Annotated in this window: 17 protein-coding genes; 8 read left to right on the top strand and 9 right to left on the bottom strand. The window is 69.2% G+C overall.

Annotation, left to right across the window (positions count from 1 at the left end):
• Window position 1: 1 nt before the first annotated feature.
• Window positions 2-658: a nitrile hydratase subunit alpha gene (gene nthA, locus ABLE93_RS02415; protein WP_348837682.1), complete on the top strand. Its 657-nt coding sequence runs from the start codon at window positions 2-4 to the stop codon at window positions 656-658.
• An 18-nt stretch (window positions 659-676) separates the two neighbouring features.
• Here nthA and ABLE93_RS02420 read toward each other — a convergent pair whose 3' ends face one another.
• A complete protein-coding gene (locus ABLE93_RS02420; RefSeq protein ID WP_348837683.1) occupies window positions 677-1,069 on the bottom strand; it encodes a RidA family protein in 393 nt (130 codons plus the stop codon).
• Between the two features lie 56 nt (window positions 1,070-1,125).
• Window positions 1,126-1,851: a GntR family transcriptional regulator gene (locus ABLE93_RS02425; protein WP_348837684.1), complete on the bottom strand. Its 726-nt coding sequence runs from the start codon at window positions 1,849-1,851 to the stop codon at window positions 1,126-1,128.
• 244 nt (window positions 1,852-2,095) lie between these two features.
• On the opposite strand from ABLE93_RS02425, the gene ABLE93_RS02430 reads away from it, so the two are divergent.
• The 5 genes from ABLE93_RS02430 (at window position 2,096) to ABLE93_RS02450 (ending at window position 7,243) form a co-directional block, all read left to right on the top strand.
• On the top strand, window positions 2,096-2,905 hold the full coding sequence (locus tag ABLE93_RS02430) for an ABC transporter ATP-binding protein (protein WP_348837686.1): 810 nt from the start codon (window positions 2,096-2,098) through the stop codon (window positions 2,903-2,905).
• Between the two features lie 7 nt (window positions 2,906-2,912).
• A complete protein-coding gene (locus ABLE93_RS02435; protein WP_348837687.1) occupies window positions 2,913-3,779 on the top strand; it encodes an ABC transporter permease in 867 nt (288 codons plus the stop codon).
• Entirely contained in the window at window positions 3,776-5,128 is a 1,353-nt protein-coding gene (locus tag ABLE93_RS02440) for a heterodisulfide reductase-related iron-sulfur binding cluster (RefSeq protein ID WP_348837688.1), read from the top strand. The genes ABLE93_RS02435 and ABLE93_RS02440 overlap by 4 nt, the downstream gene beginning before the upstream one ends.
• The gene (locus ABLE93_RS02445) at window positions 5,125-6,177 is read left to right on the top strand and encodes an ABC transporter substrate-binding protein (protein ID WP_348837690.1); all 1,053 of its coding nucleotides are present in this window, start codon (window positions 5,125-5,127) and stop codon (window positions 6,175-6,177) included. Before ABLE93_RS02440 ends, ABLE93_RS02445 begins: the two co-directional genes overlap by 4 nt.
• Window positions 6,178-6,292: 115 nt before the next feature.
• Window positions 6,293-7,243, top strand: coding sequence for a LysR family transcriptional regulator (locus tag ABLE93_RS02450; protein ID WP_348837691.1), 951 nt, complete (start codon window positions 6,293-6,295; stop codon window positions 7,241-7,243).
• A 24-nt stretch (window positions 7,244-7,267) separates the two neighbouring features.
• Here ABLE93_RS02450 and ABLE93_RS02455 read toward each other — a convergent pair whose 3' ends face one another.
• From ABLE93_RS02455 to ABLE93_RS02470, 4 genes are read right to left on the bottom strand one after another with little or no spacing between them, the layout of a single operon-like run.
• Window positions 7,268-7,951, bottom strand: coding sequence for a nitrile hydratase subunit alpha (locus ABLE93_RS02455; protein WP_348837692.1), 684 nt, complete (start codon window positions 7,949-7,951; stop codon window positions 7,268-7,270).
• Window positions 7,948-8,265, bottom strand: a complete 318-nt coding sequence (locus ABLE93_RS02460) for an SH3-like domain-containing protein (protein ID WP_348837694.1) — start codon at window positions 8,263-8,265, stop codon at window positions 7,948-7,950. The genes ABLE93_RS02455 and ABLE93_RS02460 overlap by 4 nt, the downstream gene beginning before the upstream one ends.
• The gene (locus tag ABLE93_RS02465) at window positions 8,262-8,591 is read right to left on the bottom strand and encodes a nitrile hydratase (RefSeq protein WP_348837695.1); all 330 of its coding nucleotides are present in this window, start codon (window positions 8,589-8,591) and stop codon (window positions 8,262-8,264) included. The genes ABLE93_RS02460 and ABLE93_RS02465 overlap by 4 nt, the downstream gene beginning before the upstream one ends.
• Before the next feature lie 11 nt (window positions 8,592-8,602).
• Window positions 8,603-9,976 carry a CmpA/NrtA family ABC transporter substrate-binding protein gene (locus ABLE93_RS02470; protein WP_348837696.1) on the bottom strand — a complete coding sequence of 458 codons (1,374 nt, stop codon included), beginning with the start codon at window positions 9,974-9,976 and terminating at the stop codon, window positions 8,603-8,605.
• Between the two features lie 266 nt (window positions 9,977-10,242).
• Between ABLE93_RS02470 and ABLE93_RS02475 the strand changes: the two genes are divergently transcribed.
• The gene (locus tag ABLE93_RS02475) at window positions 10,243-11,238 is read left to right on the top strand and encodes a formamidase (protein ID WP_348837697.1); all 996 of its coding nucleotides are present in this window, start codon (window positions 10,243-10,245) and stop codon (window positions 11,236-11,238) included.
• A gap of 3 nt (window positions 11,239-11,241) precedes the next feature.
• On the opposite strand, the gene ABLE93_RS02480 is transcribed toward ABLE93_RS02475, so the two are convergent.
• On the bottom strand, window positions 11,242-12,876 hold the full coding sequence (locus ABLE93_RS02480; RefSeq protein ID WP_348837698.1) for a dihydroxyacetone kinase subunit DhaK: 1,635 nt from the start codon (window positions 12,874-12,876) through the stop codon (window positions 11,242-11,244).
• 194 nt (window positions 12,877-13,070) lie between these two features.
• Between ABLE93_RS02480 and ABLE93_RS02485 the strand changes: the two genes are divergently transcribed.
• Entirely contained in the window at window positions 13,071-14,096 is a 1,026-nt protein-coding gene (locus ABLE93_RS02485; protein WP_348837700.1) for a DUF3616 domain-containing protein, read from the top strand.
• Between the two features lie 12 nt (window positions 14,097-14,108).
• On the opposite strand, the gene ABLE93_RS02490 is transcribed toward ABLE93_RS02485, so the two are convergent.
• Both ABLE93_RS02490 and ABLE93_RS02495 read right to left on the bottom strand, forming a co-directional pair.
• A complete protein-coding gene (locus ABLE93_RS02490; RefSeq protein WP_348837701.1) occupies window positions 14,109-14,996 on the bottom strand; it encodes an aldose 1-epimerase family protein in 888 nt (295 codons plus the stop codon).
• A 33-nt stretch (window positions 14,997-15,029) separates the two neighbouring features.
• A complete protein-coding gene (locus tag ABLE93_RS02495; RefSeq protein ID WP_348837702.1) occupies window positions 15,030-15,620 on the bottom strand; it encodes a biliverdin-producing heme oxygenase in 591 nt (196 codons plus the stop codon).
• Window positions 15,621-15,802 lie beyond the last annotated feature (182 nt).

Genomic DNA, 15,802 nt, shown 5'->3' on the forward strand with positions numbered 1-15,802 from the left:
GATGCGCGAGCCCACCCTTCCGGATCCCGCCGCGCTTGACCGCGTGCCCGTGCGCGAGGGGTATGACGGCGCCGATTACTACGCCCTCATGACCCGCGCGCTGCACCAGATCCTTCTGGAGCAGGGCCTTCTCGCCCCGGAGGACACCGACCGTGTGATCGCCGCGCTGGAGGCCCCCCGGCCGGAATGGGGGGCTCGGCTGGTGGCGCGGGCGTGGGTGGATCCGGCCTTCAAGGCGCGCCTTCTCGCCGACGGCAGCGCGGCGGCGGCGGAACTCGGCTTCACCATCAAGGAGGCGCGCCTCGTGGCGGTGGAGAATACGGCCGATCTCCACAACCTCATCGTCTGCACCCTGTGCTCGTGCTATCCGCGCTCGCTGCTGGGCCAGCCGCCGTGGTGGTACATCTCCAAGGCCTATCGCGCCCGTGCCGTGCGCGAGCCGCGGGCGGTGCTGAAGGAATTCGGCGTCGATCTGCCTGACAGCGTGCGGGTGCGCGTCCACGACAGCAATGCCGACATGCGCTACCTCGTCCTGCCCCGCCGCCCCGAGGGCACGGACGGCGCGGACGAGGCCGACCTCGCCCGCTTCGTTACCCGCGATTCCATGATCGGAACCGCCCACGCCGACATCCGCGCAGGTCTGGCGAAGCCCGCCTGAGAGCCTCGCCCCAAGGGTTCAGCGCTTGGCGATAAGGTCGATCTCCACCAGCGCGTCGCGGGCGAGGCCGGTCACGCCGATGCAGGTGCGGGCGGGGCGCCGGTCAGCCGGAAAATAAGAGGAATAGACGGCGTTCATCGCCTCGTAATCCTCCTGGAAGCGGGTGATGTAGACCCGCGCCTGCACCACGTGGGACAGGTCCAGCCCGACGCCGGCGAGGACGATGACGAGATTGTCCATCACCCGCGCCGTCTGCGCCGCGATGCCATCGGGCAGGGCGCGGCCGTCGTCGTCAGGCCAGGTGGGCATCTGCCCGGTCACGAACACCCAGTCGTCGATCTCCACCAGATGGGAAAACGGCGCCACCGGGGTGGGCGCGCCGGCCACCATCAAAAACTGCCGCTCTTGCATGCTGCCTCTCGGTCCGGGAAACGCGGTTGGGCCGGACAGCCCTGCCGCCTCCCCCCTCAGGCAATCGGGATGCCAATCGGCGTCCGGTCGGCCGGGGCAGGGTCCACGAGGCCCTGCTCCACGATGTTGGCGCGCAGCATGGCGGAGGTGTCGGCGATGTGGCGGCGCAGGATTTCCACCGCTCGCGGGGCATCGCGCGCCACCGCCGCCGCCACCAGCTCGGCGTGATCGTCCGCCACACCGGCGAGATAGGCCCGGCGCGGAATCCCGAGCAGGCGGTAGCGGTCGTAGCGGTCGTAGAGCATGCGGCAGAAGTCGCCCAGCACGCCCGCCCCGCCCGCCGCCACCAGAGCGAAATGGAAGCGCCGGTGCCGCGCCTCCCATTCCCGGTCGAGGGGGCGGGCATCGCCCACCTTCTGGAGACTCGGGCGCAAGGCGTCGAGGGCGCCGTGCACCTCGGCTTCCCAGTCTGCATCCCCCGCCGCCACCGCGCGCTCCAGCAGCGCCGGCTCCAGCAGCAGGCGGGACGCCACCAGTTCATCGAGATCCGCCAGCGACATGGGCGCGACACGGAAGCCGCGCCGGCTCTCGCGCACCACGAGCCCTTCCCCGGCAAGCAGCGACAGCGCCTCGCGGATGGGGCTCTGGCCGGCGCCATAGCGCTGTACCAGCATCTCGGCCGAAAGTTTCAGTCCCGGAGCAAGGTCGAGCGAGAGAATGTCCGCGCGCAGACCCGAAAGCACGCGGTCGCCGATGGAGGTCGGTTCAGGTTCGCGGGACATGGCCGGCACTATCGCGAGGGGTGGGCGCAAATTCAAGTTCTGCCTGTGATTTGACCGGGTGGCGTCGCCCCGCTGGGCAGTGCGGCGGATTCTCGGGAAAACGCCTCATCTGCCCCTAAGGGAGGGCAAACCGCTCCGCACATGGGCGCAGCATGGCGCCGGTTTCGCAAAAAGCCAGCATTTATGCCCCCAGCACGGCTGGCACACGACTTGCGGTGCTTCCGGCAGCCAGCAGGAAGCCGAGATGCCAGCAGCCGCCGCCGAAATCACCCAATCCCTCGCGCCGCCGCCGCTGATGCGGTTCGAGGAGGTGGGCCACGCCTTCGATACCGCGGGCGGCCTGCTGCGCGTGCTCGACGGCGTCAGCCTCGGCATCGGGCCCAGCGAGTTCGTGTCCATCGTCGGCTCGTCGGGCTGCGGCAAGAGCACCCTGCTGCGCATCGCCACCGGCCTGCTTGCCCCGAGCGAGGGCCGCGCCGCCTTCGGGGGGCGGACCGTGTCGCAGCCGCTGGCCGAGATCGGCATGATCTTCCAGGACGCGGTGATGCTGCCGTGGATGAGCGTCATCGAGAACGTCACCCTTCCGGTGCGCATCGCCGGCGGCGACATGGCCGCAGCCCGTCGCGAGGCGGGATTGCGGCTCGACCGCGTCGGCCTCGCCGGCTTCCATGACGCCGCCCCCGCCACGCTCTCCGGTGGCATGCGCCAGCGCGCCGCCATCGTCCGCGCGCTGATGACCAAGCCTCGCCTGCTGCTGATGGACGAGCCCTTCGGCGCGCTCGACGCACTCACCCGGGAGCACATGAATCTGGAGCTCGCCCGGATCGCCGAGGAAAGCGGCATCGCGGTGCTGCTCATCACCCATTCCATCGCCGAGGCGGTGTTCCTCGCCGACCGGGTGGTGGTGATGACCCCGCGCCCTGGCCGCATCGCCGAGGAGATCGCCGTTCCCCTGCCCCGCCCGCGCACCGAGGCGACCCTGCTGGAGCCGGAGTTCGCCGCCATCTGCCACCGCGTGCGGCGGCACTTCCGCTCCGAGACCGGGATCGAGTGAGGCCGCGATGACCGACGCAACCGCCCCCCTCGCCGCCAAGAGCCCCGCCGGCCACGCCACGACCGCCGCCGCGTCCCGCTCCACCGGCGCCGCCCGCCGCGCCCGCACGCGGCGTACCGACACTTTTCTGCGCATCCTCATCTTTGTCGCCATCCTCGCCGCCTGGGAGGGGCTGGTCCGGCTGTTCAACGTTTCGCCGCTGATGTTCGCGGCACCGTCGGAGGTCTATGCCGCCTTCGTCCGGGGCGTGACGCGCGGGCTCTACTGGCAGCACCTTGGAGTCACGGTGTTCGAGATGGGGTTCGGCCTCCTGATCGGCGCCAGCCTCGGCTTCCTGCTAGGGGTCGTCGTCAGTGAGTTCGAGCGCGTGGGGCGGTTGTTCTTTCCCTATCTGGTGGCCATCCAGTCGCTGCCGAAGGTGGCGGTGGCCCCCCTCGTCATCCTGTGGCTCGGCTTCGATGTGGAATCGAAGGTGGTGCTGGTGGCGCTCATCACCTTCTTCCCGGTGCTCATCAACACCCTGAGCGGCCTCGCCATCGTGGATGCCCAGCGCATGGACCTCATGCGCATCCTGCGGGCGAGCCGCTGGCAGACCTTCCGCTTCGTGCGTCTGCCCTCGGCGACGCCGGCCATCTTCGCCGGGCTCAACGTGGCGGTGATCCTCGCGCTCACCGGCGCCATCGTGGCGGAGTTCGTGGGCGCCCAGCGCGGGCTCGGCGTGCTGCTGCTGCAGGCCCAGACCAATCTCGACACCGCCGGCATGCTGGTCATCCTCGTCATGCTCGCCATCATCGGCATGACGGCCAACACGCTGGTGCGCGTCATCGAGCGGCGCGCCACCTCCTGGGTGTCGCGGCGGGAGGACACGCTGTGAGCGTGCCCGGCTTCGCCACCGCCCTCCAGGACCGCACCAACGATCTGCTGGACCGCTGCACGCGCTGCGGCGCCTGCTTCGACATCTGCCCCATGACCGGCCCGGCCGGCATTGCCGACGCGCCGGCCGGGGCGACGGTGGGCGGGGTGCTCGGCCTGCTCTCCGGCGGCGCGACGACGCCGGCCGCGGAGCGCTGGGCGGCCACCTGCTCCGGCAGCGGAACCTGCATTCCGGCCTGCCCCGAGGGGATCAATCCGCGCTTCATGCTGTCGCTGGCGAAGCTCGCCCTCGCCCGCCGCGCCGACGACGAAACCCGCCGGGCGCGCGGCCATGCGGCCTTCCGTGCCATGAGCCGGGGTGTGCAGGTGCTTTCGCGCATCCAGATGGGGCCGCAGGAACTCGCCCGCTTCTCCCGCGACGAGGCAGAGGGGCCGGCGCCGGAGGTGGTGTTCTACACCGGCTGCAATCTCCTGAAGACGCCCCACATCGGCCTCCTGTGCTTCGACATCCTCGAGCGCATGGGCGTCGACTACAAGGTCATGGGCGGCCCCGGCGACTGCTGCGGCGTGCTCCAGTTCCGCACCGGCGACCTTGAGGGCTCGGAGCGGATCGCCGACCGAACCGCCGCGCGCTTCGGCCGCTTCAAGGCCTCCCGCGTGCTCTCCTGGTGCCCCACCTGCCAGGTGCAGATGTCGGAAAACCTGCTGCCGGGGCGCTGGAACCAGGAGGTGGACGGCACGCGCTACGAGATGGAGGCCTTCGTCGCCTTTCTCGACCGCCATATGGACCGGCTTCGCCTGCACTTGGTGCATCCCGTCCAAAAGCGCGTGGGCCTGCACGAGCACCCCGGAATCGCGGGCGTCGGTGCGGCGGCCGAGCGCATTCTGCGGGCGGTGCCGGGGCTCGAATTCGTCGACCTCGCCCAGCCGAAGGTGGGCTGGATGTGCAACACGCTGCAGCCCCTGCCGCAGTACAAGGCGGACATCCATCAGGCCCTGCTGGAGGCGGCGGCGGCCGCCGGCGTCACCACCCTCGCCGGCGTGTATCACGCCTGCCACCGCGAGATCTGCAGCCACCAGCGCGACTGGCCGTTCGAGGTGGTGAACTTTCTGGAGCTGGTGGGCGAGAGCATGGGCATTTCCCATGAGGACCATTTCAAGCGCCTCAAGATGCTTCAGGACGTGGACGCCATCGTCGCCGACGTGGCCGACCTCGTGGCCCTCCACGGCCTCAACGGCGCGGAGGTGCGCACCGTCGTCATGGAGGCGCTTCTGTCCGAGCAACCCCTCGCGCTGCGCGGACCCGCGTCGCGCGAACCCTCACCTTCTTCCCACGGAGACCAACGATGAAGCGGATAGCCGCCTTTAGCGCCATTCTCGCCGCCGCCGCCCTTCTCCCCGCGGCCTTTGCGCCCGCGGCGCTGGCCCAGGGGCAGCTCAAGACCGTGATCCTGCTCCAGCCGGTGCCCCAGATCGACATCCGCAACGCTCCGTGGGCGGTGGCGGAGGAGATGGGCTATCTCGCCGAGGAAGGGCTCAAGGTGGATATCCGCACCGCCAAGGGCGCATCCGTGGTGATCCAGCAGATCCTCAATGGCAGCGCGCAATACGGCATGCCGCCGCCGGAAAATGCGGTCGTGGCGTTCCAGAAGGGCGCGGCGCTGAAGTTCTTCTTCGCCTTCACCTCGAAGAGCCCGTTCCCGCTGGCGGTGACGGCCGACGGCCCGATCAAGTCGCTGGCCGATCTCAAGGGCAAGACCATCGGCCTGCACTCGCTCACCGCGGTGCAGTTCTACACCACGCAGGCGATCCTCGATTCCGTCGGCCTCAAGCTCGACCGCGACTTCAAGCTGGTGGACGTCGGCGCCGGCCCGGCCGCCCTCAAGGCGCTGGAAACCGGGCAGATCGCAGCCCTCTCCACCAACGTGCTCAACTACGCTGGCTTCGAGAACCGCGGCGCCAAGTTCCGCTACCTCATCTCCGACCAGGTCGCCCCGATCTTCGGCTGGAGCCTCATGGCGAGCGCCGACTATCTGGAGAAGAACCGGGCCGAAGCGGTGGGCCTCGCCCGCGCGTTCAACCGCGGGCAGATGTTCTGCCGGACCCAGGCGGAGGCCTGCGTGAAGGCCTATTACAAGCGCTTCCCCGAGGCCCTGCCCTCCGGCGTCAGCGAGGAACAGGCGGTCAAGGACCAGCTGCGCATCCTCGAGGTCTTCCTCGAGTATTCGCCCAAGGCCGAGGGCCATCCCTGGGGCTATTACGATCCGAAGGCCTGGACCGCCGTGGTCGACTACATGGTCGCCACCGGCCAGATGGAGAAGCCGGTGGACCCGGCAGGTCTCTACACCAACGACCTTCTGGCCGACATCAACGCCGCGCCGAAGACAAAGACTCAGTAGGTCCGCGCTGCACGGCCAGACGATGCAGGGGGCTGCGGGGTACCCGGCATCCCGGCGCCGGGCACCGCATTGCATGCGGGTGCCCGGCGCTGCAGGATGAGGGTTAGGAGGTGGCATGAGCCTTTACCTGAAGCAGCTGCGCTACCTCGTGGCCCTCGCCCGCCACCGGCATTTCGGCCGCGCCGCCGCCGAATGCCAGATCAGCCAGCCGGCTCTCTCCCAGGCGCTGCGGCAGCTGGAAAATGCGTTCCGCATCCCCATCGTGGACCGCCACAACCAGGGCTTCGAGGGGTTCACGCCGCAGGGCGAGCTGGTGCTGGACTTCGCCCGCCGCACGCTGGACGGCTTCGCCCACCTGACGCAGGAGCTGCTCAGCCCGGACGATGCCCTTTCAGGCCACATCCGCCTCGGCGTGATCCCCGTGGCGATGCCCGGCATCTCCATCATCACCACCGCCTTCAACCAGCTCTTTCCGAACGTCAGCGTCTCGGTGTCCTCGCTCAACTTCTCGGCCCTCAAGGCGGGGCTGGAGAATTTCGACGTGGACATCGGCATCAATTATCTCGACCACGGCGCCTCCACGGGCCTGCGGCCGTATTTCCTCTACGATGAGTCCTATTTCCTCATCGCCCCCGCCACCCATTCCATCGCCCGCCAGGACAGCGTGACCTGGACCGAGGCGGGGCGGCTGCCGCTGTGCATGCTCACGTCGGACATGCAGAACCGCCGCATTCTCGATCGCATCTTCGCCAGCGTCGGCGCCTCGCCGCGCACGGTGATCGAGACCGACTGCGCGCTCGCCCTGTGCTCCCACGTGCGGCCGGGCTATTGGTTCGCGGTGCTGCCCAACACCTTCTTCACCATGGTGGGGGAGTGGAGCGAGACCCGCGCCATCCGCCTCGTGGAGCCCACCATCACCAACACCATCGGCATGATGGTGCTGGAGCGCGAGCCGCAGCCGCCGGCGGTGCGGGCCTTCATCGAGGTGGCGGGCGAAATCTCCATGGCAGACGAGCTGATGCGCTACGCGCCGCTCCACATCCGCGCCGCCGCCGTGCCCGGCTGAGGGCACGACCCGGCGCTTGCGCGATCAGGCCGCCGGCAGCACGGCAACGCCGATCATGCAGTCGCGCGTCACCAGATCGGCGAGCGCCGCCTCGTCCAGATCGTCGGTGCCCTCGGGCCGCTGGGGCAGCACCAGATAGCGCATGTCGGCATTGGAATCGTGCACCACCAACTGCACGCCCGCAGGCAGCTCCAGCCCGAATTCCTTCAGCACGGCCCGCGGCTCGCGCACGGCGCGGGCGCGATAGGCCTTGGAGATGTACCAGGCCGGCGGCTGGCCGAGGATCGAGCGCGGGTAGCACGAGCACAGGGTGCAGCAGACGAGATTGTGGGTGGCGGGATCGTTCTCCACCACGATGAGCTGCGCCTCGCCCACCCCGATGCCCAGTTCCGCCACCGCCGACTTGCCATCCGCCAACAGGCGACGCCGAAAGTCGTCGTCGATCCAGGCGCGCGCCACGATCTTCGCACCGAGGTGCACGCCGGGGGATTCGATACGTTCGATCTCGCGCCGCACCTCGCCGGGAGCGACGAGATTGCGCTCCACCAGCAGCGCCTGGAGCGCGGCGACGAGGATCTGGCCCTCGATGTTGCCGGCCTCGTCCTCGATCACCAGCGGCTCATGCGCGTCGTGCCCGTGCGCGTGATCGTGCGCGTGATCCTGGGAATGGTCGTGGTCATGGTCGTACGGATGGCCGTCGGCGCTCATGGTGCCTCTCCGTCGGATTGGGAGGGGAGGCCGTCGGCCTCCAGCCAGTGGTCGTAGAGCTCGATGGCGAGCATGTCGGCGGGATCGCCCGCATAGTCGGGCCACAGCTCCACCATGGCGAAGCCCACCCGATAGAGCGGCACCACGGGCCCGCACACCCGCCCCACCGCGAGATCCTCGGGATTGAGGAACGCGCCGGCGCGATGCATCACCGTGCCCACCCGGTGGCGGACGTAGAAGGGCGTGCGCACGTGCCCCGCCTTGCCGAGGTCGAGCACGCGCACCCGGTCGCCAGCGTCGAAGCGCGGCTTCATGGGGCGCATTCGGGCGGCGGTTCCCACGTCGCCCGCGCCCGCGCCACCGCCGCCTCGTAGTCCGCCCGGGTGAACACCTCCTTCTCGATGAGGATGTCGACCATGGCCTCCAGACGGCGGCGATAGAAGGAATAGGAGCGATACTTGTCCTCGCCGAAGGATTCGAACCCGCGCCGCAGTTCGTCGAGGGACATCATCCGGCGGGTGCCGTCACCCAGCAGGTTGCGGATCGCCTCCACCTGCTTTTCCCATTGCAGCCACGGCAACTCGACGATGGGGATCTCGCCGGCGGGTGCGCCGCCGATGTCATGGTATCCGCGCGTCATGGCGGGCCTCCTCAGGAGCGCTTGATGGCGAAGCTGTCCACATAGGCCTGCGGCTGGGACGGATCGAAGGTGCGGCCGAGGATGGTGTGGGGCGTCGAGGCCGCGGGCGGCACCGGCAGGCCCATCTCCTTCATGCGCTTAGCGGCATCGGTGGAGAGGAAAACCTGCTTGGCGATGGCCTGATAGTCCACGTCCTTCGGCACCATGTCCCAGCGCCTGAGCTGGGTGAGCAGCCACACCGCGGTGGACTCGTAGGGGAAGGGCTTGAAGCCGATGCGGTCCGGCCGGTCCACCACCTGCCCGAGCCCGTCGGCATAGCGGCCGGTGAGCACCTGCGTCAGCACCGTCTGCGGCTGGTTGAGATAGGCCGCCGGGGCGAGCAGCTCCGCCACCTTGGTGCGGTTCTCCGGCTTGTCGGCGAAGGCGGTGGCGCGCACCACGGCGCGGAACATGGCGCCATAGCTGTTGGGGTTCTCGGAGATGAACTTGTCCGTCACCGAGAGCACGCAGCAGGGATGGTCGGGGAAGATGTCGCGGGTGAGCATGTGGAGGAAGCCGACGCCCTCGAACACCGCCCGCTGCCCCCACGGCTCCGCGAACAGCATGCCGTCGAGATTGCCCGCCGCCATGTTGGCCACCGAATCCGGCGGCGCGAACACGCGCAGTTCCACATCCTTGTCGGGATCGAGCCCGTTGTCGGCGAGGTAATAGCGCAGCAGCATGGCGTGCATGGAATGCTGGTGCGGGATGCCGAACTTGAACCCCTTCCAGTCCTTGGGGTTGCGCTTGTCCTTGTGCTTCACGTGCAGGGTGATGGCATTGCCGTTCACGTTCTGCACCGACGACACATAGGTGCGCGTCGCCGGGCCGCCCACGCCCATGGTCATGGTGAGCGGCATGGCCAGCACCAGATGGGTGGCATCGAACTCGGCGGCGATGAGCTTGTCGCGCACGATGGCCCAGCCGGGTGTGCGCGCCAGCGTCACGCTCTCCAGACCCTCCTTGCCGTATTCGCCCATGGCGTGGGCGAGCAGCAGGGGCACGGTGCAGGTGATGGGCACGTAGCCGATGTTGAGGCTGGTCTTTTCCGGCTTGGCGGTTTCCTGGGCAATGGCCTTGGCGGTGCCGAGGGGGAAGAGCTGGGAGATGGCCGCAAGCGCAGTCGCCGCCCCCACCGACTGGAGGAAGGCACGGCGGGCCACCGGATGGGGGACCATGGCGTTGAGGACGGCCGTCTCGACCATGCGGTCGACGTAATTCTCCTCGCCGTCATAGGCGTCGGCCCGCATGGCCGGCCCGAGGTCGTCGCGGTGCAGGCGCATGGCACCGCGGCATCCGCAGGCGCACTCCGCGCTCAGGCGGCGCGGTGGGTCGCGGTCGGTCATGGTCTGACTCCCTCTTGTGGCCGGATGTGGAGTGTGGCGTGCAACGCACGTGCCACGGCCCGGAGGACGGGCGCGACCTTCAGCGAAGCCGCCAAATACATTCTACATAAGTCCTGCTTATCGCCCGTTAAATCCGACACGCCCCATTCATGAGCGACGTTTCGACCATATTTTAAGCTGTCTGGCGCGGGCGATTACGCGCATTTTATCTATGCCTGATCAGTGAGGGCACGGGCGGGGCAACGAATGCATCTGGAGAGACAGCGATGAACGGATTGGGCGGCCTGAACAAGTCGGACGAAGGCGTCGTGCTGGGGCTCGTTCAACTGCAGCTTCCGAACGTCGTGACGCCGGACGACCTTGCGGCGCAGACCCGCAAGATCGTCTCCATGGTGGGCAAGGCGCGCCGCAACCTCGGCACCATGGATCTCGTGGTCTTCCCGGAATACGCCCTGCACGGCCTCTCCATGGACATCAACCCGCAGATCATGTGCCGGATCGACGGGCCGGAGGTGGCGGCGTTCCGGCAGGCCTGCATCGACAACAAGATCTGGGGCTGCTTCTCCATCATGGAGCTGAACGAGGGCGGCATGCCCTACAACACCGGCCTCATCATCGACGATACCGGGGAGATCCGGCTCAATTACCGCAAGCTCCATCCCTGGGTGCCGGTGGAGCCGTGGGAGCCGGGCAATTTCGGCATTCCCGTCATCGACGGGCCGAAGGGCGCGAAGATCGCCCTCATCATCTGCCACGACGGCATGTTCCCCGAGATGGCGCGCGAATGCGCCTACAAGGGCGCGGAGATCATGATCCGCACCGCCGGCTACACCGCGCCGATCCGCAAGTCCTGGCGCTTCACCAACCAGGCCAACGCCTTCCAGAACCTCATGGTGACCGCCAACGTGTGCATGTGCGGGTCGGACGGCAGCTTCGATTCCATGGGCGAGGGGATGATCGTCGATTTCGACGGCACCATCATCGCCCATGGCGAGACCGGCCGGGCGGACGAGATCATCACCGCCGAGGTGCGCCCCGACCTGGTGCGCGAGGCGCGGCGCATCTGGGGCGTGGAGAACAACATCTACCAGCTCGGCCACCGCGGCTACGTGGCGGTGAAAGGCGGCGCGCAGGACTGCCCCTACACCTTCATGCAGGACCTCGTCGCCGGCACCTACCGGCTCCCCTGGGAGGACGAAGTGCGCGTGACCGACGGGACGAGCTGCGGCTTCCCGGCGCCCACGCGCGTCTATGGGGGCTGACCCTCAGGGCTGCCGCGCCAGCGCCTCGAACACGCGGGCCACCGCCTCGGCACCGGGGTCCACCACGCCCTTGAGGTCGGCGCCCGACAGGTAGCTCGACCGCCCGGCCCGCGCCGCCGTCATGGCAGCGGTGGCGTCGGCGCCTTGCCGGGCCGCCCGCGCGGCTGCGGCGAGGCCCTCACCCTTCCCGAGGGCGGTGATGGCGGGCACCAGAGCGTCGATCATGGTGCGGTCGCCCGGCACGGCGCCGCCGTAATGGGTCATGCGCCCCACCCCGGCCTCCAGCGCCGGGGCGAGGCTCGCGCCCTGCTTCAGGGCGACGCCCGCCGCCGCCGCGAAGATGGAGAGCAGCACGCCGCTCGATCCGCCCATCACCCGCGACAGGCGCTCGGCCACGGCCTCGCACAGGGCCGCCGGATCGGCGAGGGGAAGGGTGTCGAGATCCTCAGCCAGCCGGCGCGCCGCGGCAGCGAAGGTGGAGCCGGTGTCGCCGTCGCCCACACGCGCATCGAGCGCGTCCAGCTCCGGATGGGCGGCGATCAGAGTGGCGCAGAGCGTCGCAAGCAGCGCGCGCGTCGCCGGATCGGACGAGGCCGCCGCCGCCGGCGGGGCGAGGCGGGCCGAGGGCTCCACCACGCCGATGGCGCCGGGCGCGCGCGCCGCCGGCCAGGCGGGGACGTCCACCGGCGCGGTGAGCCAGGCGTGGCGCGTGTCGTCGAGGGGCATGAGCGACAAGGAGAAGCCGCGCATGTCCAGCGCCGTCACCGCTCCCGCGGGCCCCAGAACCAGCGCGATGCGCGCGCCGATGGGATGGGTCAGCACCTCGCGCAGCACGATGGCGAGTTCCAGCGCCGGCGCGCCTCCGAGGTTGTTGACCAGCAGGGCGAGGCGGGGCGCCTCGCCCACCTCGTGGCCGAAGCGGGCGAGCATGTCGGCCACCAGTTGCGCGGCACCGGGCAGCACGATGCGCTCCAGCCCCGGCTCGCCGTGAATGCCGAGGCCCAGTTCGGCATGGCCGTCCTCCATGCGCGCCTCGGCCGGACGGCCGGGGATGGTGCAGGTGCTGGTGGCGACGCCCAGCGACTTCACCGCGTCAGCCGCATCCTGCGCCCGGCGCTTCACCTCCGCCAGCGGCAGGCCGGCGGCGGCGGCATGGCCGGCGGCCTTGTGGACGAAGATGGTGCCGGCGATACCCCGCGGGCGCGGATTGTCCGGCAAAGCGATGTCGTCCCCGACAATCACCATCTCCACGTCGAGGCCCTGTGCCCGGGCGCGTTCGGCGGCGAGGCCGAAATTGAGCCGGTCGCCGCCGTAATTCTTGACGATGAGCAGGCATCCCGCCGGCCCCGCCACGGCGAGGATCGCGGCAAGAACCGCGTCCACCGTGGGCGAGGCGAAGACCTCGCCGCAGACGGCCGCATCCAGCAGCCCCTCCCCGACGAAGCCGGCATGGGCCGGCTCGTGGCCCGATCCGCCGCCGGAGATCACCGCCACGCGGTCCGCCTTGCGGTCAGTGCGAAGCACCACCTTGATCTCGGGATAGCCGTCGAGCCGCGCGAGCCGGCCGCCAGAGCCGAGGATCAGCCCGTCGATGGCATCGGAAACCAGCGTCTCGGCGGAATTGTAGAAATGCTTCATGGCGGCTGTCCGTGCTGCGCGTCGCGTGGTGCGGACCATAGAGCGCGACGCGCCGCGATAGAATCCGCCCGCCCCGGAAATTCTCAGGTCCGCGCACGAAAGTCAGCTACAGGAAGGAGGGAACAACCCGGCGGGAGCATTGCACGCTGAAGATGCATACTTTAAAGTTTCAATCTTCAGGCTTGGAGGCGTCCATGTCCCCCTTGTACAAACTCGCCGGACGCGCGTTCGGCGTCGCGCTGCTGGTCTGCGGCGCCGTCCCTTCATACGCGCAGAATGCCACACCCGAAGCCAAGGCCCTCTCCCGGCTGACCATCAAGGGAGATCCCGGCACCAAGAAGGAGCGCAGAAGCCTCAGTGGCATGGCCTGCGCCACGCCAGCGGGGCAAAGCGAGCGGATCTGCCTCCTCGCCGGCGACGAGAACGACCTGTTGTGGAGCGTGACGCTCGGGCCCGACAAGATCCGCCTCCTCGAACGCATCCACCTTTCCGGCAGCGACGCGCAAACCGAGATCGACCTTGAGGCGGTCGCCTTCGATCCGAAGGCCGGTGGCGGCAGCTATTACGTCACCGGCTCGCACGGCGCCGCGCGCAATAAGGGGACGTATCAGGCAACGCGCTACGAAGTCTTCCGCATCCCCGCCGACCCGACGACCGGCAAGCCGACCGGGCTGTCCCGGACCGGCGCGCTGGCCAAGGTCATCTTCGCCATCCCCGAGCTCGCCCAGGTGGCCTGCGGCCCGAACATGAGCTGCGTGCCGCTCAACGCAGGCGGCCTCACCATCGAGGGGCTCGCGGCCCGTGAGGGCATGCTCTATTTCGGCCTGCGGAACATCGCCAAGGACGGGCGGGCCACCATCCTGAAGGTGCCGGCCGACGCCTTGTTCGCCGGCCCGACGCCGAATGGCGAGATGCTTTCCGTACGCCTCGACGGCAACGGCGTGCGCGACCTCGCGGCCGTCCCCGGCGGCTTTCTCATCCTCGCCGGTCTTCCGGGCGATGACGACGACTTGCCCCAGCGCCGAAGCGTGATCCATTTCTGGGACGGGCAAGGGGAGACGACGAAGCCGCTGGCCCAGATCATCTCGACCGGAGCCGCCAAGCCGGAGTCCTTGCTCGTTTTGGCCGACAGCAGCGCCGGCGGCCCATACCGCGTGCTGGTGATTTCAGATGGCGAAGACGAGGGGCTTCCGACCATCTATGAGGTACCGGCGCCCTGATCCGCCGCGCCTTCAGGCCGCCACGTCGGGGAGCCAGTGCACCGACATGGCGAAGCTGTGCGAAGCGCCGGGCGGGATGTGGACGAGGCCGGGCTTCTCCAGGAATGGCCGCGCATCTCCCTGCGGCGTCGCATAGCCGGCCCAGGGCTCGATGCACAGGAAGGGCGCCCCCGGCTTGCTCCAGATGCCGAGCTGCGGCATGCCGTCGAACGAGATCTCCAGCCCCGGCCGCCCCGGCACGCCGTAGCGGATGCGCCGCGAGCGCGGGTCGAGGAAGATCAGCGCATCCCGTTCGAACAGCGCGTCATCCGGCGCCAGCACGCCGTCCGCCGCCGGGCTCGGCTCCGTGGCGCGGGAGAGAAGGCCATTCACCGGCCGATGGATGGGCGCCGGCTCGGGCACCTCGAAGAAAAGCCGGTGTTCGGCGCGGTTGCCGCCATAGGGCAGCGGCCAGAGGAAGCCGGGGTGGAAGCCGAAGCTCGCCGGCAGCACGTGCGGCCCGGGATTGCGTACCTCAGCGGTGATGGCAAGCGTCGCGCTGGCCAGCGCATAGGTCACGTCGAGACCGAAATCGAAGGGGTATTGCGCGCGGATGGCCTCGTTCGGCTCAAGGCGGAACCGGGCGCGGTCGCGCGTCTCCTCCACCACCTGGAACGTGCTGATGCGGGCAAAGCCGTGCCGCTTCATGGGATAGCGCCGGCCGTCATGCACCAGCGCGAGATCGGGCAGTTCCCCGACGATGGGAAACAGCAGCGGCGCGCGACCCGCCCAGACGGCGGAATCGCCGTGCCACAACAGCGCGCGGCCGGCGCCGTCGCGCAGCGCCGTCAGCTCCGCTCCGAGCGTCGAGACCTCGGCCGAAAGGCCGTCCGACGCGAGCGTCACCACCCGTCCGCTCATGCCCCCTCCCCCCACGGTGCGTGCCGGAAAGCGTCAGCCGAAGATGTCCGCCACATGGGCGCGCACGCGGGCGAACGCATCCTCGGCGCCGCGTGCGACCTCGTCCTCCTCGGCGGGGGACAAGGCGACGGCATCAAGCGCCGCCACGAACGTCTTCCAGTGCAGTCCCCGCCCCTCGGGCGCGGCGGCGAGATGGCGCGCGCCGAACTCCTCCCCCAGCCCGAGCCCCGCCGCGGCCTTGAGCAGGAATGCGGCGCCGAGATTCGAGCCCTCCGCCACATAGAGCCAGCCGAGCGCGGTGGGCACGGCGGTTGCCGCATCCAGCGCCGGCGCCGGGGCATCGGGCAGTGCGAGGCCGAGATCGGCAAGATCGGCAGCGATGAGATCGAGGCGGCGGCGCCCCTGAAGATCCGGCAGCAGGCCGGCGAGGGCGGGAATGCCATAGAGGGCGGCGATGTCCCGGTGGAAAAGATACTGGACGGCGAGCAAGCGGCCGTAGCGCTCCCGGCTCTCGAACGGCTGCCCGGCCATGATCGCCTGATCAAGCCGGCCATGCGCCGCCGCGGTCACGGCCTTCAGGCCCTGGGCGCGGGTGGCGGGCTGGTCGAGCGCGCTGGATGTCATCTGCAATCCTCAATTGTGGAAATAGTCTCAATCAAATCCAAGCATCCGCTTCAGCACCGAAACGCGGCAGCGAAAGAAGAACGGACTTTATCTGGCTTATACCAAGTGGTCGCGGCGGTGCCCCGCGCGGACACGCCATGAATGCGAACATATGGCTGCGGCGGAGGCGGAGCAAGGCGATC

It is taken from the genome of Xanthobacter pollutisoli (assembly GCF_040044995.1).
Taxonomy (GTDB): domain Bacteria; phylum Pseudomonadota; class Alphaproteobacteria; order Rhizobiales; family Xanthobacteraceae; genus Xanthobacter.